At 70.2% G+C, this 21808-nt stretch carries 24 protein-coding genes and 1 tRNA gene; 12 read left to right on the forward strand and 13 right to left on the reverse strand.

Features of this window, described 5'->3' with window-relative positions:
• Both ACIBJF_RS04195 and ACIBJF_RS04200 read left to right on the forward strand, forming a co-directional pair.
• Nucleotides 1–420: transposase (locus ACIBJF_RS04195; protein ID WP_399172133.1), on the forward strand; the 420-nt coding region annotated here is incomplete at its 5' end.
• A gap of 401 nt (nt 421–821) precedes the next feature.
• Nucleotides 822–1310 (forward strand): YcxB family protein, encoded by a 489-nt coding sequence (locus tag ACIBJF_RS04200; protein ID WP_399172134.1) that lies wholly within the window; start codon nt 822–824, stop codon nt 1308–1310.
• Between the two features lie 380 nt (nt 1311–1690).
• On the opposite strand, the gene ACIBJF_RS04205 is transcribed toward ACIBJF_RS04200, so the two are convergent.
• Together ACIBJF_RS04205 and ACIBJF_RS04210 are read right to left on the reverse strand one after the other, a co-directional pair.
• Nucleotides 1691–2260, reverse strand: a complete 570-nt coding sequence (locus ACIBJF_RS04205) for a hypothetical protein (protein WP_399172135.1) — start codon at nt 2258–2260, stop codon at nt 1691–1693.
• A gap of 506 nt (nt 2261–2766) precedes the next feature.
• Nucleotides 2767–3426, reverse strand: a complete 660-nt coding sequence (locus ACIBJF_RS04210) for an NADPH-dependent FMN reductase (RefSeq protein WP_399172137.1) — start codon at nt 3424–3426, stop codon at nt 2767–2769.
• Nucleotides 3427–3922: 496 nt separating this feature from the next.
• On the opposite strand from ACIBJF_RS04210, the gene ACIBJF_RS04215 reads away from it, so the two are divergent.
• The 3 genes from ACIBJF_RS04215 to ACIBJF_RS04225 all read left to right on the forward strand — a co-directional run bounded on the left by ACIBJF_RS04215 (nt 3923) and on the right by ACIBJF_RS04225 (nt 5716).
• Nucleotides 3923–3994, forward strand: a tRNA-Arg gene (locus ACIBJF_RS04215).
• Nucleotides 3995–4100: 106 nt separating this feature from the next.
• Nucleotides 4101–4358, forward strand: a complete 258-nt coding sequence (locus tag ACIBJF_RS04220; protein ID WP_399172138.1) for a CPCC family cysteine-rich protein — start codon at nt 4101–4103, stop codon at nt 4356–4358.
• A gap of 725 nt (nt 4359–5083) precedes the next feature.
• Entirely contained in the window at nt 5084–5716 is a 633-nt protein-coding gene (locus ACIBJF_RS04225) for an SMI1/KNR4 family protein (protein ID WP_399172139.1), read from the forward strand.
• Between the two features lie 120 nt (nt 5717–5836).
• Here the strand turns inward: ACIBJF_RS04225 and ACIBJF_RS04230 are convergent, their stop codons facing one another.
• The 3 genes from ACIBJF_RS04230 to ACIBJF_RS04240 form a co-directional block, all read right to left on the reverse strand.
• Entirely contained in the window at nt 5837–6088 is a 252-nt protein-coding gene (locus ACIBJF_RS04230; RefSeq protein WP_399172140.1) for a hypothetical protein, read from the reverse strand.
• A 386-nt stretch (nt 6089–6474) separates the two neighbouring features.
• Nucleotides 6475–6978, reverse strand: coding sequence for a DUF4234 domain-containing protein (locus tag ACIBJF_RS04235; protein WP_365323565.1), 504 nt, complete (start codon nt 6976–6978; stop codon nt 6475–6477).
• A 157-nt stretch (nt 6979–7135) separates the two neighbouring features.
• Complete coding sequence (locus ACIBJF_RS04240; RefSeq protein WP_399172141.1) at nt 7136–9145, reverse strand: hypothetical protein; 2010 nt, start codon at nt 9143–9145, stop codon at nt 7136–7138.
• A 193-nt stretch (nt 9146–9338) separates the two neighbouring features.
• Between ACIBJF_RS04240 and ACIBJF_RS04245 the strand changes: the two genes are divergently transcribed.
• Complete coding sequence (locus ACIBJF_RS04245) at nt 9339–10298, forward strand: D-2-hydroxyacid dehydrogenase family protein (RefSeq protein WP_399172142.1); 960 nt, start codon at nt 9339–9341, stop codon at nt 10296–10298.
• Nucleotides 10299–10470: 172 nt separating this feature from the next.
• On the forward strand, nt 10471–10776 hold the full coding sequence (locus ACIBJF_RS04250) for a chaplin (RefSeq protein WP_399172143.1): 306 nt from the start codon (nt 10471–10473) through the stop codon (nt 10774–10776).
• A gap of 87 nt (nt 10777–10863) precedes the next feature.
• Here ACIBJF_RS04250 and ACIBJF_RS04255 read toward each other — a convergent pair whose 3' ends face one another.
• From ACIBJF_RS04255 to ACIBJF_RS04290, 8 genes are all read right to left on the reverse strand, one after another.
• Nucleotides 10864–11730, reverse strand: a complete 867-nt coding sequence (locus ACIBJF_RS04255) for a tyrosinase family protein (RefSeq protein WP_399172144.1) — start codon at nt 11728–11730, stop codon at nt 10864–10866.
• Complete coding sequence (locus ACIBJF_RS04260; protein ID WP_399172145.1) at nt 11714–12241, reverse strand: tyrosinase family oxidase copper chaperone; 528 nt, start codon at nt 12239–12241, stop codon at nt 11714–11716. Before ACIBJF_RS04260 ends, ACIBJF_RS04255 begins: the two co-directional genes overlap by 17 nt.
• A gap of 168 nt (nt 12242–12409) precedes the next feature.
• On the reverse strand, nt 12410–12925 hold the full coding sequence (locus ACIBJF_RS04265) for a hypothetical protein (protein ID WP_399172146.1): 516 nt from the start codon (nt 12923–12925) through the stop codon (nt 12410–12412).
• A 124-nt stretch (nt 12926–13049) separates the two neighbouring features.
• Nucleotides 13050–13661 carry a vitamin K epoxide reductase family protein gene (locus tag ACIBJF_RS04270; protein WP_399172147.1) on the reverse strand — a complete coding sequence of 204 codons (612 nt, stop codon included), beginning with the start codon at nt 13659–13661 and terminating at the stop codon, nt 13050–13052.
• Nucleotides 13661–14152, reverse strand: coding sequence for a DUF5949 family protein (locus tag ACIBJF_RS04275; RefSeq protein ID WP_399172148.1), 492 nt, complete (start codon nt 14150–14152; stop codon nt 13661–13663). Before ACIBJF_RS04275 ends, ACIBJF_RS04270 begins: the two co-directional genes overlap by 1 nt.
• A gap of 158 nt (nt 14153–14310) precedes the next feature.
• A complete protein-coding gene (locus ACIBJF_RS04280; RefSeq protein ID WP_399172457.1) occupies nt 14311–14601 on the reverse strand; it encodes a hypothetical protein in 291 nt (96 codons plus the stop codon).
• A 196-nt stretch (nt 14602–14797) separates the two neighbouring features.
• Nucleotides 14798–15811, reverse strand: a complete 1014-nt coding sequence (locus tag ACIBJF_RS04285; RefSeq protein ID WP_399172149.1) for a hypothetical protein — start codon at nt 15809–15811, stop codon at nt 14798–14800.
• 168 nt (nt 15812–15979) lie between these two features.
• The gene (locus tag ACIBJF_RS04290) at nt 15980–16219 is read right to left on the reverse strand and encodes a chaplin (protein ID WP_399172150.1); all 240 of its coding nucleotides are present in this window, start codon (nt 16217–16219) and stop codon (nt 15980–15982) included.
• Nucleotides 16220–16435: 216 nt separating this feature from the next.
• On the opposite strand from ACIBJF_RS04290, the gene ACIBJF_RS04295 reads away from it, so the two are divergent.
• From ACIBJF_RS04295 to ACIBJF_RS04315, 5 genes are all read left to right on the forward strand, one after another.
• Nucleotides 16436–17506: a DUF3344 domain-containing protein gene (locus ACIBJF_RS04295; RefSeq protein WP_399172152.1), complete on the forward strand. Its 1071-nt coding sequence runs from the start codon at nt 16436–16438 to the stop codon at nt 17504–17506.
• Nucleotides 17507–17558: 52 nt separating this feature from the next.
• Nucleotides 17559–18713, forward strand: a complete 1155-nt coding sequence (locus ACIBJF_RS04300) for a glycosyltransferase (RefSeq protein ID WP_399172153.1) — start codon at nt 17559–17561, stop codon at nt 18711–18713.
• Nucleotides 18710–20128 (forward strand): exopolysaccharide biosynthesis polyprenyl glycosylphosphotransferase, encoded by a 1419-nt coding sequence (locus tag ACIBJF_RS04305; RefSeq protein WP_399172154.1) that lies wholly within the window; start codon nt 18710–18712, stop codon nt 20126–20128. The genes ACIBJF_RS04300 and ACIBJF_RS04305 overlap by 4 nt, the downstream gene beginning before the upstream one ends.
• A 3-nt stretch (nt 20129–20131) precedes the next feature.
• On the forward strand, nt 20132–21493 hold the full coding sequence (locus ACIBJF_RS04310; RefSeq protein ID WP_399172155.1) for an O-antigen ligase family protein: 1362 nt from the start codon (nt 20132–20134) through the stop codon (nt 21491–21493).
• Nucleotides 21494–21572: 79 nt separating this feature from the next.
• Nucleotides 21573–21808: hypothetical protein (locus ACIBJF_RS04315; RefSeq protein ID WP_399172156.1), on the forward strand; the 236-nt coding region annotated here is incomplete at its 3' end.

Raw genomic sequence — 21808 nt, forward strand, 5'->3', positions numbered from 1 at the left:
GAGATGGTGGCCGCCACCATCCGCACGATCTTCGCCCAGCCCCACGCCGCAGCCGTCCGGGCCCAGCTCGAGACCGTCGCCGACATGCTCGGCCGCCAGTTCCCCAAGGTCAGGGTCATGCTCCTGGAAGCGAAGGAGGATCTGACCGCTTTCGCGGACTTCCCTGATCGGCACTGGAAGAAGATCCAGTCAACCAATCCGCTGGAGCGGATCAACCGGGAGATCAAGCGCCGGACCGACGTCGTCCAGATCTTCCCCAACCCCGACGCCCTCGAGCGCCTCACCACCGCCGTGCTCGTCGAGATGCATGACGAGTGGATCGCCTTTCCTCGCCGCTATCTCCCCGAGGGAAGCATGGACACGATCTACCCCCAAACCAAAGATCAGATCGAACTCGCTACACCACCACAGGGGACATGACCGCCACCGACCGCCAACGGTCCTTGGCGACCAGTTGACCAGCTACTGATCATCACTTCCCGGGCAGGAAACCAAGGGGGCCCGTGCCCCGCCCGTGCCCGATCGAGCGGGAAACTACGGGGAACCACGGAGACGAGCGGGCACAGCACAACGCAACGGCCCCCGACCGTCTCACCTGGTCAGGGGCCGTCAACCTGTGCGGTGGGTGTGGGATTTGAACCCACGGTGACTCGCGCCACGACGGTTTTCAAGACTGCAGTTGGATCGCGAGTAGAAGCTCTTCCAGTAGTCCAGTACTGAGGTTCGATAGGATCCCGCGATCTTCGTACCAGGGAGGGATCATGGCCAAGGGCGGCAGGACCGAAGGTACCGACAGCAGCGCGGAAACCTCTGACGATGTCGTGGACCAACAGTCCGCGGTCCAGCTGGTGTACCGGCCGCAGCCTGCCGACACACGGGTCGGCCTGCGGGTCCGCGACCGGGTCAAGCGGACCAAGCTGGTGCTGCGGGGCGTGCTCCTCGCGTTGGGGATAGGGTTCTGGCTGATCACTATCGACGTGGTCTCGACCGGTCTGCTCTTGTTCGTTGTCCTGTGGATGTGGGGGTACCCACGGCTGCACGTCGCCTACATACAGCGGATCATCGGATGGCAAGGTGAGTACCGCGCCACCGTGTCTGCGGCCGGGATCACCTGCCGCAGCGACCACAGCACGCTGGTCCAGAAGTGGTCTGTCTACCAGGGCTACCGGGAGACGACGGACCACTTCGTCCTGCTCAGCCGTGACCCCAACATCATGTGGCTCGAAGTCCTGCCCAAGCGGGGCGTGCATGAGGCCGAGGACCTCGACCGGCTTCGGGCCATCCTGGACCAGAACACCACCCGCGTGTGACGGACGTGGAGGGCGTCCCGCGCCGGCGGTCGACGGCCGAGCCTGCCACTGGGGTGTGGCGTACAGCAGCGAAGTACAGCAACCGCCGCAACCGCAGCCGACCAACCCCACCCGCGAGCGCACGTCTGATCAGCCGGGCAGACTTCAGCGACCGCCCCGCCCATAGTTCGCATCGAGGGGGCCAGGCAACGGGAACCACTAGCGGCCCCGGGGTATCCCCGGGGCCGTCTGTGGGCCGTCCGAGGGCAGCCGACGACGACAGATGACGACAGCCGAGGACAGCCCTTTCCCTGGTGAGCGATGGTGGGTTGGGTACCGGCGCAGGCGCCCATCAGCGAAGCAGAGTTGAGGAACTCCTCTGATCCACAGCCATGTACGGATCAGTCCAGCCCGCTGAGGCCAAAGGAACGTAGATCCAAGCGCATAGCTTTGAGCACGGGCTCGGCCACTTCAGTAATGGCCGGGAAACTTGCCGTGTGATCGTAACTGCCGTCGAAGGCCTGGAGGGCAAATCGGTTAAACAACTGTCGTTGGTGAAGTATTGCTTCAATTGTATGTAATGGCGCAATCAGCTTAACTACCTCACACACCTTATCGTATTCGTTCTGAGCAGTCTCGTAGGAATCCCGCTTGATCTCGTAAGCCTCATCGAAACGGGGCTCATTTGAGTGCGCAGCGCGTCTGGCGTCCGCGAGTTCTCGCACCGCGTTCTCCACTCGATCCGCTGCCAGCTGATAACTCGTATAGATCTCCAGCAACTCGTCCCGACGCCGCGCCATTTCGATATGATCTCGCTCTTTGGCCGTCGCCCTCTCGGTCCATTGACGGTCCTCGCGGCTCTTAGTCGTATCGAACTTATGCTGCCACCGCACTTGCACAAGGGCGATCATGCCAGCGAGGCTGCCGCCGACCACCGCTCCAGCGACCGCAACCCAGCCACTATCAGTCAAGGTCTATCTCCCCCCGGTTATGCTCCTACCAACAAGACGCTGACCGGAATGCTTGCGTCGACGAGGCGTCTTCTTGGTCTCAACAGCTGAGTTCAGCCGATACCAGGGCACCAGAATGACCGTCTCTCGACGTTGCGGCTAGAGCTACGGATCAGAAGGGGTGAGGAGGGCAACCGTCTGGGAGGCTACGGTGCGACGTATGTCCTCCGACTCCCCACTCACGTGCCCTGAGTGCGCCCAGCTGATGCGGTTCGACGGGTTCATCCTGTCCAAGTGTGACGAGGGCAATAAGCGGGTCTGTCGTAAGTCTGGCGGTGCTCACGCCAGCACGTCTGGTAGCAGTGAGCCGACGGACCGGACAGGGGCAACACCGAACGACCGTCCAGAGCTTTGATGCCCAGCGGGGTCACGACAGTCGTGGCGGATCCATCGAACTCCTAAAGCGGTGGTCGCGTCGGGGTCTCAAGCCGGTGCCCACAAGGACCTGAACTTGGGGCGTCCCGGCATCACTTCTCGGCCCGCTGGGTGATGGCCGCCTCGGTACGGTCGCCCAGGAACTCGTACCAACGACGTTCGAGGCAGACGTAGCGCACGTCCGCTTCGACGAGGCTGAGGAAACCCGACACCGTCTCGGTGAGACGTTGCTGGAGCCCCGGGTCGGCCAGTGTTCCGTCTTCGGCGAAGGCCTGGTAGCTGTTGGCCAGGCTGAACATGTCCGGGTAGACGCGGGTGCCCAGGTGTTCCAGGGGAATCCTCAGAGCCCACAATCCGCGGTTGCCTCCGACCAGCGACGGCGAGGCGGAGACGAGCAGCGCGTGCTTGGTCTTGAACGGCTGCGGCCTGACACGCGAGACCCAGTCGATCGCGTTTTTCAGTACTCCCGGCACGGAGGCGTTGTATTCCGGCGAGGAAATGACGAAGGCGTCGCTCTGCTCAAGCCGGTCGCGTAGGGCGAGGGCGCCGTGTGGCAGTCCTTCGCTGGCCTCCATGTCTCCGTCGTACAAGGGCATGTCGAAGTCGCGCATGGTGGCGAGGTCGACGGCTGCACCGGCGTCGGAGATGAGCCGGGCCACGAGGGAGGCGAGGCGGGCGTTGGCCGAATCAGCCCGCAGGGCCGCGCCGAAGACCAGGAATCGCAGCGGGCCGGGAAGCGTCTCCGTGGGCATGGGTCCGTCCTTCCGTCGCAGGCAAGCCCCTCCGAGAGGGTGCCCCACCGACCAGTGTGATTGTCCAGCGGCAGTCACGCGACAGGGCCGGGAACCGACGGGCCCGAGCCGGTCAGGGACGATGGTTCGGCCCCTGCGAGAGGTGGTGCGCGGTCGGTGCCGGCAGGTCACCTCCAGGCCATCGACGAAGCCAACGCACGCCTAGTCCAGCCGATCAGCACATAGGGTCACGCTGCGCAAGGCCGCACCTCTGCAAGGACTCATACCTGGGCCGTCCTGGGGCCGTCCGAGGTCAGCCAACGTCAACCAACAACGACAGAAGCCCACGGCATCTGAGCTGGTCAGAGCCGCGGGCTTCGTCGGCCGCGCTGGTCAGCGAGATCGGTGATCAGTAGACCGGCTACTGAGGGCCGTCTACAGGTGCCAAGAGCCGAGTCGAATGCGTGTCGAAGTCGGCATGCAACTGGTTGTCGGGTCACACAACTGCCCAGGTCAAGGCCCTATTACGGGCAAACATGCGAAGCGCCTTCTAAGCGCTTGGCCGCAGGTTCGAGTCCTGCCGGGGGCGTAAGTCTCCGCTCTCGCGCTCGGGAGGGCTTTTTGCTGGTCAGGGCGGGAGACGCTCGACACCGCCGAGCCCCGGACGCCCTCTCGACGAGGGTTACGATGAGGGGGTGGCCGTTCCATTTGTCAACAACCATGGGGTTCCGGAGACCGGTACGGAGCCTTGCCCATGCTGTCACCACATGACGCACACCCATCGCGGCGGGTTCGAAATGTGCCAAGTGTGTGGATGGGAGGACGACGGACAGGACGACCACGATGCGGACGTCATCCGTGGTGGTCCCAACGGCTCGATGAGCCTTACCGAAGCCCGCCGAAGGTTCCAGAGCCGTCAGGTCTGCGATGCACGGTGCTCACCTTGTCGATGAACCGGCCAAAGCAATACAGCAGCGAAGCACAGCAATCTCGACGACCGTAGCCAGCTGTCATCGGGCCTCGGATGACTGACCGACGTGCCGGCATCCTTCAGAACGAAGGGGTCGCGCCATACGCGTGTCGAGCTTGGTGAACCTCTTACTAGAGGTCTGCTCGGCGCCGCGGCGGATCCGGTGACATGAACGACCAAGGGTCCACAGCCACGCTCAGCACCTGTGAGGAGGGACGACCGAGCGATTCAAAAGGCCGTTGACGTCCATTGCCGACCGCCCTGAAGATGCCGCGCATGAGTAGAGACTGTGAAGTGATAGTCATCGCATTCGGAGCCAGAGAGGTGATGGAGCCTCTCACCCAACCTGACGATCACCGTGAGTGGCACCAGCAGTTTGAGCCCATCCCCGGCATGGATGCATGGGCCATTGACTTCTGGAGACCCAACTGGACTGGTCTCCTACGCCACTTGGAACAGATGCCTTGGCCGTATCCCCCCTCCGTGCAGGTCCTGCTTCGGGACCAGGACGACGATTGCTTTGGGCTCTGGATGCTGCATGGAGGCCGCCTGAAGGAGGTGCCGCTCCCCTGCACAGTCAGGGTGACGGATGACTCGGTGCCGCTGGGCTCGATACTTACCCGCACGGACCTGGAAGGATGCCCGGTCACCTGAGCAGCCGGAGATCGTGTGTACCGGGCAGTCGTCGCCTGCCTCTAGTCTGCTGCTGTGAGCGACAGGCGCGGCCAGTCCGACGGGCCGTCTTACCCGTGGCGGGAGTTGCTGCAGCGCTGGAGTGATGAGTGGCTCGATCCGGTGTTGCACGAGCAGGAACGGACCGAGCCGTTCTCCGAGGACGTGCGCCAGGCTCGATGGCTGGGACGGGCAGGTGCCGGCCTCGATGTGGTCGGCGCGCTTGAGGACCGTCTGGGCGCCGTACTGCCGACTAGCTACCGGCAGTTCCTGCTGACGAGCGATGGCTGGCTCAACACGACCTCCGACATCGAGCGGATCCTGTCGGCCCAAGAGGTCGGCTGGACCCGGGATCTTGACCCCGCCCTCGCGGCGGCCTGGACCGACGCCTACGGGGCTGCCGGCGCACGGATCGCCGACGAGGAGTACTTCGTCTACGGCGAAGCTCAGGACCCCGTCTCGATACGTCCCGAGCACGTGCCTCACACCCTGAAGATCAGCCACACGCCCGAGGCCACCGAGGTCTACCTCCTCAACCCGTGCGTGGTATCGGCAGACGGCGAATGGGAAGCCTGGTTCATCGCCCATTGGCTGCCCGGCGCAGTCCGCTACCAGTCCTTCTGGGACCTGATGAACGACGAGTACCGGCGTTTCCGAGGCGACCGGTGACGCGCAGGGTGCCGCAAGCCTGGCAACCCAGGCCCATTCGACCGGGAAGCCGCGAGGCTCTTGACCACTGCGGTTGGGGGGCCGACCTCAACTGACGCCGGGTGTGCCTCTCAGCCCGCTCTACGCATAGATCAGGCCAACGAGGCAGAAGAAGAGCCCGCCCGGCGCGAGCACTCCACCGATCAGCCTGAAGAACCAGGGACCGAGGCGCGACTCCTCCATGAGCTCCAACTGCATCTTCTGGGCACCAATCGCGGCCCTCGTCGCATTTCGGTAGTCGGCAGCCTTGTCCGCCATACCGCGCAGATTGAACAGGAGGACGATTCCTCCAAGGCCCACGACCAGCCCGACGACGGCTACGAGCGCTCCCACACCTCTCCCCTCGCCAACCCATCCGAGCCGGCTCCTTCTCGCGGAGCCTCTCACGCCACTTGAGTCCTCGCGCCCTCGATTGACGACAGCGCTGACGGCAACGGAGGCGGACGGCAGCGGCACTCGGTTCGCTCGTCAGAGTGCCGGAGTGGGTGAGGACCCGACACATGTCAGCCCCGGACGCCCCCGTGGCGATCAAGGACGGACGCTCCGGGGCTGTCCGGCTTTCGCCAGGTTTTCGGCGGGTTTTCGCCGGTGACTGTCGACCGTGTCGAACACGCGGCGAAATACGACAGAAGCCCCCGGCACCTGAGCCGGTCAGAGCCGCGGGCTTCTTCCGTCGTGCTGGTCAGCGGAACCGGTGATCAGCAGACCGACTGCCGGACTCAGGCAGCCAGGGGCACCTCGGTGCCCGGAGCGACGCCCGGGTAGGCGTCGACGACCAGGTTGAGCTGGCGCTGCATGTACCAGACATTGAGGCCGAAGACGAAGGTCAGCCAGGTGCTCGCGGCGGCGCTGCACGTCACCGGCAGGCCGGCCGCGCGCTGGGCGTTGGCGATGGCCTTGCCGGTGTTGTGGAAGGAGATCAACGGCGCGATCAGGGTCCAGCCCAGGAAGATCATGACGAGCAGGCTGCCCGTCGGGCTGAGGACCCGGCGCCGGTCGAACTCCTGCAGCTCCTTGTGGATCTTGTAGTACCAGACCAGCTGGTAAATCCCGAGGGTGATGAGCGGCAGGCCGAGCCACACCGCGACGGGTCCACGGCGCTTCATGGCCAGGCCGGACAGACGGACCGCGGCGGGGACGCCGGCGGTGCCGGGTGCGACGGCGCCTCCGGCCGGGATCGGAACGCTCTGGCCGGACTCGGTGGCGGGCTTGATGTCGTCCATGTGATGGGCTCCACTTGCTGGTTCTGGTCTCAGCCGGAGCAGCATGGCAGTAAGTAAAGGTGCCGTAAAGGTAGTTGGCGGTTCAATGAAGGTTTGTCACGTTATCGTGATCAACTCGATCGGGCGGCATGCACCAGCGCCCCTGTCCCGCCGCCGCTCACGCCGCCAAGTCCGTCGGTCGCTGGGTCTGTTCCGCGGTCGCCTTCCGGGCCAAGGCGTTCACCGCGGCGTTGAAGCGTTCCATCGAGGAGGGGTGCTCGGGGCCCAGGACGTAGTCCTTGAGGGTGCGGCGCGCCGGGGCCATGGGGTCCGGGTGGGGGGAGCGGATCGAGGTCAGGATGGACGGGAGGCGGGTGCAGGCCCGGTCCAGGAGGTAGGCGCCGCCCGCCGTGGTGTAGGCGGCGCGGAACTCGGCGTCGGGGAGGTCGTGGGCGTTGGTCAGGGCGTACGGCTTCAGGCTCGCCACGAAGTCCGCGACCACCGCGGAGACGTCGCTGATCAGCATGTCGGCCTGGTTGAAGCAGTCGTACAGGGATGGGAGTCGGCCCGCGATGACGTCGTGGTGAAGGGGGCCGCGGCTCTCCCAGAAGACGCGGTGCCATTCCGACCGCAGCTCCTGCCACTCCGCCTCCCCCGCGCGGTCGGGGACGCGTGCCGCGCGTAGTTGTGCCGCGTCGTCGCCCCGGTGCCGGCCGGCGAGTTCGTCGAGGCGGGTCTGGATCTCCCTCAGCCGGGGGCGGGCCGCGGCGATGGCCGTCTCCGCATCGGCGGCGCCGCGCCGCTCGTTGTCGGCGCGCAGCAGTTCCCGGATCGCCCGGTCGGCCGCCGCCGCCTCGGCCGAGCGCTTGCCGGTGAGGGGGTGGGGCTTGTAGATGATCCGGACGTTCTCCGCGAGGAGCTTCTCGATCAGGGGCACGCCCATCGGGATCAGGGAGGTGTGGCAGTCGTCGTCGCTCCAGCCCTCCCAGGTCGGGGCGTAGAGGACCACGGGGAGCGGGCCGGGGGTGTGGTCGGCGTGCAGGCGGATCGGGGACAGTTGCGGGCGGCCCACCTCCACGATCGCGCTGTCGCTGATGGCGTGCCGGACCCGCTGGTACCGGTCGCGGCCCGCGCGGCCGGCCACCCATATCTCGTCGTACACCTTGCTGACCCGGTTGCTGCTGGCCAGTTTGTCGCTGTCGCCGTGCCCGATGAAGACGTGCTTGGCCTCGGCGACGCGCAGCATGTGGACGTTCTTGCCCGCGTTGCCGGGATACAGGACGACGCGTACGGCGGAGAGTTCCAGCTCGGCCAGGTCTTCCGCCCTCGGGACGCACACCACCGGGATCCAGGTGCGGCTCAGATAACGGAAGGACGGCCGCTCGCGCAGGATGATCACCGGGCGCATGTCCAGCCGTTCCAGCGTCTCGATCCACATGTTGACCTGGTACATGAAGTCACGGGAGACGGCCGCGAAGCTGAAGTACAGGGCCACTTCCGGCCGGTACCCGGACAGTTGGCGGTTCACCGCGGCGAACACCTCGTCCCGGGCAGGCATACGGCGCGCCCTGCGGTACTGGGCCAGGATCCCCAGCGCGGCCGCCGTGGTCGTCCCGATCGTCAGCGTGAAGCCCGCGTAGGCGGCCCACTCGCTCCCGGTGGCCGCCGCCACGAGGAGCCCGGCGTGCGCCGGCAGGTCCAAGTGGAGGAGTTTGCGCAGGTGACGGCGGTAGAGAAGGGCCGGCGGCTGCTCCGGGACGGGCAGTTCGCTCATGTCGAGGTTGCGCACCACCAGCGGAAGGATCCGGCGGCGCCGGACGGCGTGGTGTACGGCCGTGTAGAACATCATCGTCGCGAAGTGCGCGCTGAAGACGGCGAGCCCGGCGACGAGCACCGCGTCCGGCGCCTCCAGCCGGCTGGCCAGCGCCAGCAGCATCACCGTACGCACCGCGAACCGCATGGTGCGGTCGAGATGCAGCGCCGCCAGCCGGCGCACGAAAGCGGGAACCCGTACGTGCAGCACCTCGTCCACCACGTACGTCACTGCCGTCGCCGCCACGAAACCCCACAGGGACGGCAGCAGGGCGAAGACCGGCAGCGCGGCGAAACCGGCGCCGAGCAGGAGCACGAGGAGCAGGTCGGTCGTCCTGCGCACGCGCAGGGCTCCGCACAGCCGACGGATGGTCATGGGCAGGTTCCTCTTCCGGGATGCGCGCCCGCGCGGGGCGTACGCCGCTGTTCACCGGTTCGACGTAAGAAAGAGGTGAGGAGTTGTACAACAGGAAGAAAGAAGGAGTTTGGGTTCCGTTTACCTGAGATGGCGGCCCTGGGCTCCCTTGTTGAACAGCCGTTACCGTCATCGTGGGAAAGGGAGGGACGACGTGCGACTTCGCTGTGCGGTCCTGGACGACTTCCAGGGTGTGGCCGTCGAGTCGGCCGACTGGTCGGTGATCGAGGACGAGGTCGAGGTCGTCGCGCTGCGCGAGCACCTCGACGACGAGGACGCCCTCGCCGCTGCCCTCGCCGACTACGACATCGTGGTCACACTGCGCGAACGCGTCGCGTTTCCCGCCTCGTTGCTCGCCCGCCTGCCCCGGCTCGGATTGATCGTCGCCTCCGGGATGCGCAACACCGTCATCGACTACGCCGCCGCCGAGAAGCACGGCGTCACCGTGTGCGGCACCGACAGTTCGGGCATTCCGCCTGCTGAGTTGACCTGGGCCCGGCTGCTCGGGCTGGCCCGCGGGATCGTCGAGGAGAACACCGCGCTGCGTACGGGCGGCCCCTGGCAGTCCACCGTCGGCACCGATCTGCACGGCTCCCGGCTCGGTGTGCTCGGCCTCGGCAGGATCGGCGCCCGCGTGGCCCGGGTCGGGCTCGCCTTCGGCATGCGCGTCAGCGCGTGGAGCCCCCGCCTCACCAAGGAGCGCGCCGCGGAGCACGGTGTGGAACCGGCCGCGTCCAAGGAGGAGTTGGTCGCCGCAAGCGACTTCGTCTCCGTCCACGTGCCCGGCGGTGACGGCACCCGCGGCCTCATCGGCGCCGCCGAACTCGCCCTGATGAAGCCGACGGCCTACCTGATCAACACCTCCCGAGCGTCGGTCGTCGACCAGGACGCCCTGCTGGCCGCGCTGCACGGGGGCCGGATCGCGGGCGCCGGCGTCGACGTCTTCGACATCGAGCCGCTGCCCGCCGACCACCCGATGCGCACCGCACCCCGCCTCCTCGCCACGCCCCACCTCGGCTATGTCTCGCGGGCCAACTACACGACGTACTACGGCCAGGCGGTGGAGAACATCCGCGCCTACCTGGCGGGCTCCCCGGTACGACGACTGCCCTGACCTAAGACAGGCCGGGCCGCCGGTCAAGCCGCCGGCAAGGCCGTCGTTCAGGGTGCCGTAAAAGGGTGATGCGCGGGCGATCACCGTGACCAGCCCCCGCGGGGCGACGTTGAACGGGAAGTGCGGCGGCCGCTCTGCCGCTGCGCTTGTCGAGCAACAAAAGGAGAACGTGATGTCTCGCATCGCGAAGGCAGCCGCCGTCACTCTCGGCACCGGTGCCGTGGTGATCAGCGGGGCCGGACTGGCCCTGGCCGACACGGGCGCCGAGGCCGCGGCTGTCGGCTCGCCGGGTGTGCTGTCCGGCAACCTGGTCCAGGTTCCGGTCCACGTCCCGGTCAACGTGTGCGGGAACACCGTCGACGTGATCGGCCTGCTGAACCCGGCCTTCGGCGACAAGTGCATCAACAAGGGCGGGGAGAAGAAGACGGGCAACCCCGGCCCCGGCGACCACTACGGCAACGGCGGCTACGGCCGCTGATCCGCCCCCCAGGTGAGAGCCCCGGCAGTCCGAGCGCCGGGGCTTCTTCCGTACCCGCGTCAGCAGCTCACGTCCCGCGCCGACGGCTCACCCGTACCGGTAGATCCGGCTCACGTCCTCCAGTTGGTCGGGGGTCACGTCCCACGGCGGGAGCTTCTCGTGCCGGGCGACGACCCGGCCGTGCTGGTCGTCGGCGTAGCCGGGCGGCTCGGCCGGCAGATAGCGGTGCGCGCGGTGGGCCCGCTGCCAGCGCTGCCACTGCAGGTCGAGGAAGGCGTGGTGCAGCCAGAACACCGGGTCGTTGACGGACGCCCCGCCGAGCATCGCGCCGCCGACCCAGCGGTGCACCCGGTTGTGGTTGTGCCAGGAGGCGCTGCCGCTGCCCCTCCCCCAGCCCTCCAGCTTGTTGCGGAAGCCCTTGGTGACGGTCGAGTCCCAGGGCCGGACGTCGTAGACCGGGTCGTCGAGCGCCCACTTGAGGTCTTTCCTGGTGGGCAGCTGGATGGGGGCGGCGGAACGGCCCAGGTCCCGGGTGAGGAACTTGCCGTCGGTGACGCCCTCCTTGATGGTCCAGTGGCCGGCCGAGTAGGCGAACGGCCCGCTCATCACCTGCCGGTCCGAGCGCCGGCCGTTGCCGCCGAGCAGGTCCTTCGTCCAGGGCACGGAGGTCGTCGTGCGGTCCCGGGTCCAGTCCCAGTACGGCACCGTCACCGAGGAGTCGACCCGGCGCAGCGCCCACTCCAGCTCCAGCACGAACCGGCGGTGCCAGGGCAGGAAGGACGGTGCCATGTGCGCGGTGCGCAGTCCGGTCTCGCCGTCGGGCGTGTAGAAGGCGAGGTGGATGCGGACGAACTCGTCGTACTCGCCGCGCCGTTTGAGCTCCAGCAGCGCGTTCACGAACCGGCGCCGCTCGCCCCTGGTGAGCGTGCTGACGTCCTTACGCACGTACGCCATCGAGTCCCCCCATCGCATGCCCCATGTGCCCCTCACCCGTTTCCCCGCCCCGCTGCCCGCCCTTCGCCCCGCTCGTCGGCCCTGTCGCAGGCTCGCGCAGCCGCTGGCCGGGGCCGATCTCGTCCACGGCCGCCCGGGTCGCCTCCAGTGGTGTGCGGTACGACGTGTAGTGGTCGACCATGCTCAGCCAGGTGCCGTCGGCCCGCCGCATCAGATGCAGCGGGCGCCCGTTGACGGTGATCCGCCAGTCGCCCTCGCTCGCCTTCTGGCCCGGCGCCGGCACCAGTACGCCCTGGATGCGGCGGCCCCGGTAGGTCTCGTCGAAGGACGTGTCGTCGCAGCTCTGCACCGGGGGCACGGGCCGGGACGCGGCGACGACCGGGGCCAGGCCCAGGGCGGCGGCGGAGGCCAGCAGCCCCCGCGCCAGGTCTCTGCGTGCCGGCCCGGCTGCCGCCCGCGCTCTCCCCCGCTGCTCCGTATTCACCGTCACCGTGCCGACGCCGACGACCATCGCTCGCTCCTCCGTGATCGATGTCCGTGATCAGATGTCCGTACCGGCTAACCGGCGCGGGGCACGGAGGGTCACCCCCTGAGGGCCATCCGGTGGGTACGACGGCCCGCGCGCAGGGAGCCGGCGGATGAACTGGAGGGGTGGGGCCTGGGGGATGGGGCCTGGGGGCTACAGCCCCGGGCCGCTGCTCAGGTTCGCGCCCGCGACCGTCCGGAGGGCCGGGGCAAGGACGCCGGCCTGGGGGAGCTTGAGGCCCGGCAGGCCGAAGTTGTGCGGGTTGGGCGCGGTCAGGGGCCCGTCCACGTTCAGGCCGGGGCCGAGGGTGCGCAGGTCGGAGGCGGGGGCGTCGACGCCGACGTGGTCGAAGTGGTCACCGAGGAGCTGCGGCAGCGGCGCCCGCAGGCCGGCGCCGGGCAGCGCGCCCTTGACGGGCAGCCGGGGCAGGGTCCGGTCGGGCAGCAGGCGCCCGGTGACATAGCGCGGGCCGTCGGGCGTGCCCGGGGTCAGCAGCGGCACCTCCAGGCCGGCCTTGGGCACCTCCATGCCGAGGGACTGGGAGACGCCCTCCAGCGGCACCGGCACGGGGACGGCGCCGGCCGCGGCGGCGGGGGTGGCTGCGGCCCCCACGGCGGCCGCGGCGCCCGCGATGACGGCGGCAAGGGTTCCTCGGGTGGTCGACTTCATGTCAGGTACGGTCCCTTTCAGGATGCGGGAATGCGGGAATTCGACGTCCGTGCCGCGTAACGAGCCGGAAAACAGCTTCAGTTCACAATTCCCCCGACCGCCGTAATAGTCGGTTCGTCACTCATCAGCTCGTCCAGAAGTCCCACCAGCGGGTCAGGATCAGCATGCCGATCACTCCGATGTGCAGGACCGGAAGCACCCAGGTGAACTCGGCGAAGAAGCCCTTCAGCAGGCGCGGTGCGGGCAGGAAGCCGTACTCGACGATCAGCGAGGTGGCGTACCAGAACATCAGGATCGTGGCGATCCAGGCCAGGCAGCACCACAGGCACAGCGCGTTGATCCGGTACAGCGACTCGAACTGCAGCCAGGAGACGAACCCGACGCCGAACAGGCAGCCGGCCTCGAACAGCAGCCAGTACCAGCCGGGGAAGCGGGCTCCGGCGATGAGGCTCATGCCGACGCAGACGACGATGCCGTAGGCCACCAGGCCCAGCATGGGATTGGGGAAGCCGAACGCCGAGGCCTGGGGGCTCTTCATCACGCTGCCGCAGGACACCACCGGGTTCAGGCTGCAGCCGGGGACGAAGTTCGGGTTCTCCAGCAGCTTGAACTTGTCGAGGGTGATGACCCAGGAGGCGAGCAGTCCGGCCGCCCCGGTGATCACCAGCAGCAGTCCGAAGCCTCTGCCGCCCACCAGGGTCCCGGAGTCTGCGCCGCCCGACGGGGTTGTGGACATCAGCCGCGCAGGCTGGTCGCCGGCAGGACGACGTGCGCCGCGGCGGTCAGGGTCTCCTCGGCACCGGCGAACTCGGCCAGCGCGGCCGCCTCGACGGGCCTGCCGGGCCGGCCTTCGGGCCAGGCGCGGGTGGTGAAGACGAGGTAGGCGTAGCCGCGCCGGCCGACGGCGGCGAGCCACTCCGGGGGCGCGTCGGCCTGGGCGACCAGCTGCTTCATCCGCAGGACGGCCTGGCCGGCCTCGACCAGCAGGCTGACGGGGAGGCTGGGCCGGCCGTTGCCGTCGACCAGGTCGCCGCCGACCGGCAGCCCGTTGCTCGTCAGCAGCTGCTCGACCGCGGCCGCGGTGGCCTCCGGTCCGCCCTCGGCGTCACCGAGGGAGTAGGCCAGCAGGTAGGGCATGTCGGCGCCGTCGGGGGCCTCGCCGCTCCAGGCCAGGAGGACGAGCGTGCCGAGGTCCGCGGAACGGATGTCGCTAGAGGTTGAGGTCACCGCGCGACCTTATCGACGCGTCTGCGCGCCGCCGGGTGGCTTCTCACCCTTCCGGACCAGTGCCGCTCGCCGCTCCACACGATTGAGGGAAGCGGACCGGAAACGCCGGGGGCCGGTGCCGCGAGTGCGGTACCCGCCCCCGTGCGCAGGGGCTGGGGTCAGCTCTGCAGGGGCAGGCCGCCGAGCAGCGGGTTGTGCTGGTTCAGCGCGCCGGCGGCGCCCTTGACCGTGTTGAGCACGGAGTCCTTGTTCTCGGTGTCGAGCGCGTCCGACTGGTGCTGCAGCGGCATCGCGTCGTGCAGGGTGAGCGGACCCCTGGTGAGCCGGTTGACGGCGCCGTTGAGGCTGGTGGGCGTCACGTCGGCGGTGTTGTAGGCGAACGCGGGCGCGGCGGTGCCGGCGAGGGCTACGGAACCGGCAACGACAGCGGCAGCCTTCAGGGACTTCATCATGTTCCTCTCTTCGGCAACTCACGTCACCCCAGGGACTTCTGACGTCGTGCCTAACGAGGTCCGGCCGGGCCGGAAACCCCACGTGGAGAAGACATATGAAACCCCGGAGAAACGGCTCGTCGGGAGAAGGCCCCGGCCGTCGCGGCCCGGGGGACCGGGACACGACGGCCGAGGGATGCGGAGCCGTTCCGCGTCAGGTGGCCGGCAGGTTCGAAGGCGCGGACACGGAGGGCAGGGACGGCAGCGAGGTCAGGCTGGGCGCGGGCATGTCCTTGCCGAGAAGCGTGGTCGTCAGCAGGTTGACCAGGCCGTCGATCAGGTTGCTGGCGGACGAGATCAGCTGGTCGAGCTGGGAGGTGACCGAGTTCACCAGGTTGTCGATCGCCTTGTCCAGGGCGGCGAGCGCGTCATCGGTGAGGTCGCGGGCCGCGGGCGGCCTGTTGTGAACGATCCTCGCGCTCATGGGGACGGCGGCGACCGCGGGCGTGGTCAGAGCGGCGGGGACGGTCGGAGCGGCGGGGGCCGTGGGTGCCGCGGGGGCGGACGGCTTCGCGGGCGTCGTCGGCGTCGCGGGGGCGGACGGCTTCGCAGGCGCGCTCGGCTTGGCAGCGGCGCTCACCGTCGCGGGCGCGCTCGGCTTGGCCGACACACTCGGCTTCGCGGGCGCGCTCGGCTTGGCGGCGGTCGACGGCTGCTTCGTGGGAAGGCTCTGAGCCGCAGCGGTGACAGGTGCCGTGGGCGCGGCGGGCAACGTCGACGTCGCGGGGACGGTCGGCGTCGCCGGGAGCGTCGGCGTCGCGGGGACGGCCGGCGTCGCGGGGAGCGTCGGCGCAGTCGGAACCGTAGGCGCCATCGGAACCGTAGGCGCGGTCGCAGTGGTCGGTGCCGGAGGCGTCGGGTCCGACACGGCCTTGGCGATGGCCTTCTTCGCCGCGGCGCCGAGCCTCCTGGCCTGGTCGGGGGGCAACTTGCCCTTGGTCAGGGACTGTTCGAGCAGATCGAGGGCCGGGTTGAGGACCGAGCCGGTGCTGCGCAGGGCTTTGACCTGGTCGAGCAGCTTCTCGGCTCCGGGGACGGGCGCCCGCGACGCGGCATGGGCGCGTTCGTGTGCCGAGTCGACGGCCACGGCTGCCGGGCCGGTGATGCCGACCAGGACGGCGGCGCAGAGAGTGGTGGACGCTAGACGCCGCGTGGACAGACCACGCATAAGTGTTCCTTTCGATGAAGATCGGGACCTGAGCCCACCGTCCGTTCACCGATAGCGCCCCGCAACCGCTCGAACACACCTGTGATCCGTCTGGCCGAGCGCAAAACCGGCCGCCCGCCCCGTCGTGGATGCGTGGGGCGGGCGGCCGGTCGAAGGGGTGTGCCGAGGTCAGGTGTTGGCGCAGGTGTCGCCGAACGCCGGGTTCAGCAGGCCGATGACGTCGACGGTGTCGCCGCAGGCATTGATCGGAACGTGGATCGGGATCTGGACGGCATTGCCCGACAGCACGCCCGGGGAGTTGGCGGCGGCGCCGTGTGCGTCGGAGCCGGCGGCGGCCACACCGGCACCGCCGGCGACGGCCGCGACGGCGGCGGAGGTCAGGACCAGACCCTTCGCAATACGCGACATGGAGAGGTGCTCCTTGGAATCGACACAAACATCCGGGCGGATGCCCGGCGCTGTGTCAACGCGCTGTGGCGCCGGGAGTTGTGCCGCCAATGGGGTGATGTACGGAGGGGGGCGGCCTTCACCATTCCGACACACTTGTCGGGTTTCTCCGGATTAATACATATGGCCACTAGAGTTGCGGACCTCTCCAGCACGTGTGAAAGGGCCCCGCCGGTCATGCGCAAGTTCCTCGGTCCGCTGCTGTGCACGGCGGCGGCCGCTCTGGCCTTCGCCGCCCCGGCCCCCGCCCGGCCGGCCGCTCCGCCCTCCCCCGAGACCGCCCGCCTGCCGTTCGCCGAGCGCTTTTCCGCGCTGCGGCACGGCGGGTTCGTCCGCGCGGCCAACGCCTCCATCAGCTGCCGCGGCCGCAAGGCACCCGCGTGCGGGGCGGTGCGGCGGGGACGCGCCGCGGCCAACGAGGACTTCGACATGTCCTACGTCGACGTCGACCGCGACCCCAACACCTACAACTCCTCCCGCGCCGAGGTCCGCCTCCCCAAGGGCAGCCGGGTGATCTACGCACGGCTGTACTGGGGCGGCAATCTGCGCGTCGGCGAGCAGAAGCCGCCGCGCGCCGATGGACGGGTGCTGATCGCCGAGCCGGGCGGTGCGTACAAGGAGGTCCGCGCCGACACGGTCGTGGGCCACCGGGTGGCGCACGGCGCGGACGCCTTCCAGGCCTCGGCGGACGTCACCAGGCTGGTCCGGGCCAGCGGTCCGGGGCTGTACACGGTGGCGCAGGTGAACGTCGCCAAGGGACGGTCGGCGGCCGGGGCATGGGGCGGCTGGACGCTGGTGGTGGCGTACGAGAACCCGGCGGAGCCGCTGCGGAACCTGACCCTGTGGGACGGCTTCGACACCCTGGACACGCCGGTCGACGTCCGGATGGCCGGGGTACGGGTGCCGGCCGGGGCGGGCGGACGCGTCGGCCTGGTGGCGTACGACGGCGACCCCGGCAGCGCGGGCGACAGGCTCACGCTCTCCCTCGGCCCCCGGCGTACGCCGGTCGCACTCGGCGACGCCGCCGATCCCACGGACGACGTACTGAACTCCACGATCAGCGAACCGGGTGACGTACCGGCCGGGCGGATCCCTGCCTACGCCAACACGCTCGGCTACGACTCCGACGTGTTCGATCTGGGCCCGGCCCTGCGGCACGGCGGTGACCAGCCGGGCTTCCGGCTCGTTTCCCACCCGGACGCGGCGTGGGCCGGCGCGCTCTTCGCCGCCGTGGACGCACAGGTGTGAGGCGCGTCCCGACCGCATCCACAGCGCCCCCATGGAGCGAGGTAACCCGCGTATGCACCAGTCAGCACCCGCCCCGCGGCCCCGGGTCCTGCACCTGGCGCAACCCGTCGACGGCGGTGTCGCCCGGGTCGTACTCGACCTGGCCCGGGCCCAGCTCGCGGCGGGCCTGGAGGTCGTGGCCGCCTGCCCCGGCGGCGAACTGGCCGCGGGCCTGCGCGCGCTGGGCGCCGAGGTGCACGAGTGGCGCGCCGTCCGGGCCCCGGGTCCGGGCCTGCCGGGCGAGGTACGGCGGCTCGTACGGCTGCTCGACGAGGTAAGGCCCGAACTGGTGCACGCACACAGCGCGAAGGCCGGCCTGGCCGGCCGGCTCGCCGTCCGCGGGCGGATCCCGACCGTGTTCCAGCCGCACGCGTGGTCGTTCGAGGCGGTCGGCGGCCCGACCGCGGCCCTCGCGCTGCGCTGGGAGCGGTGGGGGGCGCGCTGGGCCCACCGGGTGGTGTGCGTCAGCGAGGCCGAGCGCTCGATGGGAGAACGCGCCGGAGTACGGGCCGCGTACGCGGTCGTCCCGAACGGCATCGACACGCGACGGTTCTCGCCGGGGCCCCCTGCCGCGCTCCTCCCGGCACCCGGCCCGGCCTCGCCCGTCGTGGTCTGCGTGGGCCGCCTGTGCCGGCAGAAGGGCCAGGACGTGCTGCTGCGGGCCTGGCCGCAGGTGCTCGACACCGTGCCGCGGGCGAGGCTCGTGCTGGTCGGTGACGGTCCCGACCGCGAGACGTTACGTCACCTCGCCCACCCTTCGGTGCGGTTCGCCGGGGCGGTGGCGGACTCCGTGCCCTGGTACCGCGCCGCCGACCTGGTCGTGCTGCCCTCCCGCTGGGAGGGGATGGCGCTCGCCCCGCTGGAGGCGTTCGGCTGCGGCCGGCCCGTCGTGCTCACCGATGTCGGCGGCGCCCGCGAGAGCCTGCCGCCCGCCCTCGCCGCCCGCTGCCTGGTCCCGCCCGAGGACCCCGCCGCGCTCGCCGGGGCGGTCGCCGCGCTGCTGTCCGACCCGCCGCTGCGCGCCGCGCTCGGCGGCCTGGGGCGCCGGCACGTCCTGTCCACGCACGACGTACGGCACACCGCCGGGCGGATCGCGGCCCTGTACCGCGACCTGCTCGGCACGGAGCTGCGCGTGCCCTCCGAGTGCAGGGAGTCCATCCTCTCGTGACTGCGGAAAGTACCGTTCCCTCCCCCGGCGCGCAGCCATGGGACCACAGGTCCTCGTCGGTCTCGGTGCTGCCGGCCCGCGCGGCCGGCGGCTTCCGGCTCCCGCTGCGGCGCCCGCCCGTCCGGCCGGCCTCACCGCTGCCGCTGCTCACGGCCGACCTTCTCGCCGCGCTGGCCGGCGCGGGCGCGCTGGACGCCGTCCGCCGCCCGCTGCTGGTGGCCGTCCTGGTGTCCGGCGCGCTGCTGCTGCGCCCGCCCACCGCGCGGCCGGTGCCCGGTGTCCTGGACGAACTGCCCGCCGTGTGCGGCCGGATCGCGGTGACCTGGCTGGGACTGGCCGCACTGCTCGCCGCCTACGACCCCGAGCGCGCCCTCGGCGTCCGCACCCTGCTGCTGGGCTGGACGCTGCACGCGGCGGCGGCCTGCGCGGGCCGGGGCCTGGTGCACTGGCGGCGCCGGGTCGCGCTGCTGCGCCGCCCGCGCACGGCCCTGGTGATCGGGCCCGCCGCGACCGCGCAGCGGGTGGCCGCCGCGCTGCTGCGGCACCCGCGCTGCGGAGTGCGCCCGGTCGGCGTGGTGGCCGACCACCCGGACGGCGGCGGCGTGTTGCCCCTGCTCAGCACCGGCGAGCAGGTGGAGCGGGCGCTCATCCGGAACGGGGTGCGGGAGGTGCTCACCGTCGATCCCGCCGTACGCACCCGGCAGGGCCCGCTGCTGCGGGCGCTCGCCGAGTCGGGCTGCACGGTGTGGGAGGTGGACGCGGACTGTCCGTCGTACGAGATGCGCGAACAGCTCGCCGGTTTCGCCGTACGGCGTCTGGACCTCGGCTCGCGGCGGCGTGGCAGCCTCGGCAAGCGGCTGCTGGACATGCTGGTCTCCGGGACGCTGCTGGTACTGGTCAGCCCGGTGCTGCTGGTGTGCGCGGTGGTGCTGCGGGTCACCGACGGACCCGGCGTGGTCTTCCGGCAGGAGCGCATCGGCAAGGACGGGCGCCCGTTCACCCTGCTGAAGTTCCGCACGCACCGCCCGGTCGACGAGCACGAGGCGGCCACCCGGTGGAGCGTGGCCGGCGAGAGCCGGATGAGCCCCTTCTGCCGCTTCCTGCGGCAGACCTCGCTGGACGAGCTCCTCCAGCTGTGGAACGTCTTCTGGGGTGACATGAGCCTCGTCGGCCCGCGCCCCGAACGGCCCTACTTCGTGGCCCGGTTCAGCCAGACCCACCTCGGCTACGCGGCCCGGCACCGCATGCAGACCGGCATCACCGGGCTGGCCCAGATCCACGGGCTGCGCGGCGACACCTCCATCGAGGACCGGGCCCGTTTCGACAACGCCTACATCGACAACTGGTCGCTGTGGCAGGACATCTGCATCCTGCTGCGCACCGCGGCCGCGCTCGTGCGCTCTACTGGGAGCTGACCGATGGCCCTCGCCCTGTCGCCGCGCCGCCGCGCGCTCCTGACCCCGGTACTGCCCGTGGTGGCCGTGGTCGCACTGCTCGCGCTGCCGGTCTCGCCCGGCGGCGAGGGCGGCGCGGGCCCCGCCGACGCGCTGTCCGCGCTCGTCGTCGCCTACTGCGCCGTACGGCTGCTGCGCGCCCGCCGCCGCCCGCTGACCCGCACCGCGGCCCTGGTCCTCGCGCTGCCCGTGCCCGGACTCGCGCTGGCGGCGATGAACGCGGTGTCGCCGGGCGCCGGGCTCACCGGCCTCGGCCGCTACCTGCAGATCTTCGTGCTGGTCCCCGCGGCCGTGGTCCTGCTCGTCCGCAACCGGCCGGATCTGCGGCTGCTGGCCTGGTCGTTCGTGGCGCTCGCGCTGTGCCAGGGCGGGATCGGGGTGCACCAGTACCTCACCGGCACCGGCGCCTCCTATCAGGGCGAGAACATCCGCGCGGTCGGCACCTTCGGGGCGTCGGACGTGATGGGCATGGCGACGGTGGTGTCGTTCGGGGTGGTGTGCGCGGCGGGCCTCGCGCTGGGCCGGGGCCCGGTCCGCGTACGGCTGACCGCCACCGCCTGTGCCGTGGCCCTGCTGCTCCCCCTCGCGGTCTCCTTCAGCCGGGGTGCGTGGATCGCCACCGCGGTCACGCTCACCGTCCAGCTCGTGCTGGCCGGGGTGCGGCGGGCGCTGCGGACGGGCGCGGCCGTGGTCGCGGTGTGCGTGGTGCTGGTGGGCGGGTTCGGGGCGGGTACGGCGATGCTGCAGGAGCGGATCGACAGCATCACCCAGGTCACCGACGCGCCCGACCAGTCGGTCATCGACCGGTACACGATGTGGGCGGCGGCGACCGACATGTGGCGCGAGCACCCGCTGACCGGCGTCGGCCTGAAGGGCTTTCCCGAGTACCGGGACGGACACGCCTCCCTCGCGCTGTCCTCCGGCAGCGACACCGAGGGCGCGGGCGCCGCGTACCGCAAGCAGCCGTTGCTGTCCCCGCACAACATGTACCTGCTGGTCCTCGGCGAACAGGGCCTGATCGGCCTGCTCTGCCTGGCGGGCGGCTGGCTGGCCCTGCTGGTGTGCGCGCTGCGCGGCCTGTGGCGGGCCCGCGCGGCCGGCGGCCGGGGCCTGGACTGCGCCCTGGTCGCCTGCGGTCTGCTGATCTGGCAGCTCGTCGACTTCGCGTACGCCGACATCGGCGGACCCTCGACCGTACTGACCGCGGTGTGCTTCGGGATGGCCGGCTGGTGGGGCCTGTCCGGCGCGGACGAGACGGACGCCGACCCGAGCACGGCCGCGCCCAGCGGGCTCGGGGTGTCGCCGGGAGAGGTGGCCCTGCGATGACGCCGACGCCGTCCCCCCGGGCGCGGGCCTTCGTGCCCCACGAACCGTGCGGTCCCGCTTACTGCCGGAGGCCCCGGCAATGACGAGCCCGCACACCGAGAACCCACCGGACCCACACCCAACGGCACCGACCACCTGGCAGACGGGCGCGGTCCCGCCCGGGCAGACGGTCGCGTTGCCGACGTGGGACCCGGAGCCGGGCACGGCCCTGGTCCGACAGCCCGGCTGGGTACCGACGGTGGGCCAGGAGACGGGCGTAGTTCCGGCCTGGCAGACGGGCGTGCTGACGATGTGGGGCCCGGGGGTGAGCGCGGT

The organism is Streptomyces sp. NPDC050743, from assembly GCF_044456925.1.
Taxonomy (GTDB): Bacteria; Actinomycetota; Actinomycetes; order Streptomycetales; family Streptomycetaceae; genus Streptomyces.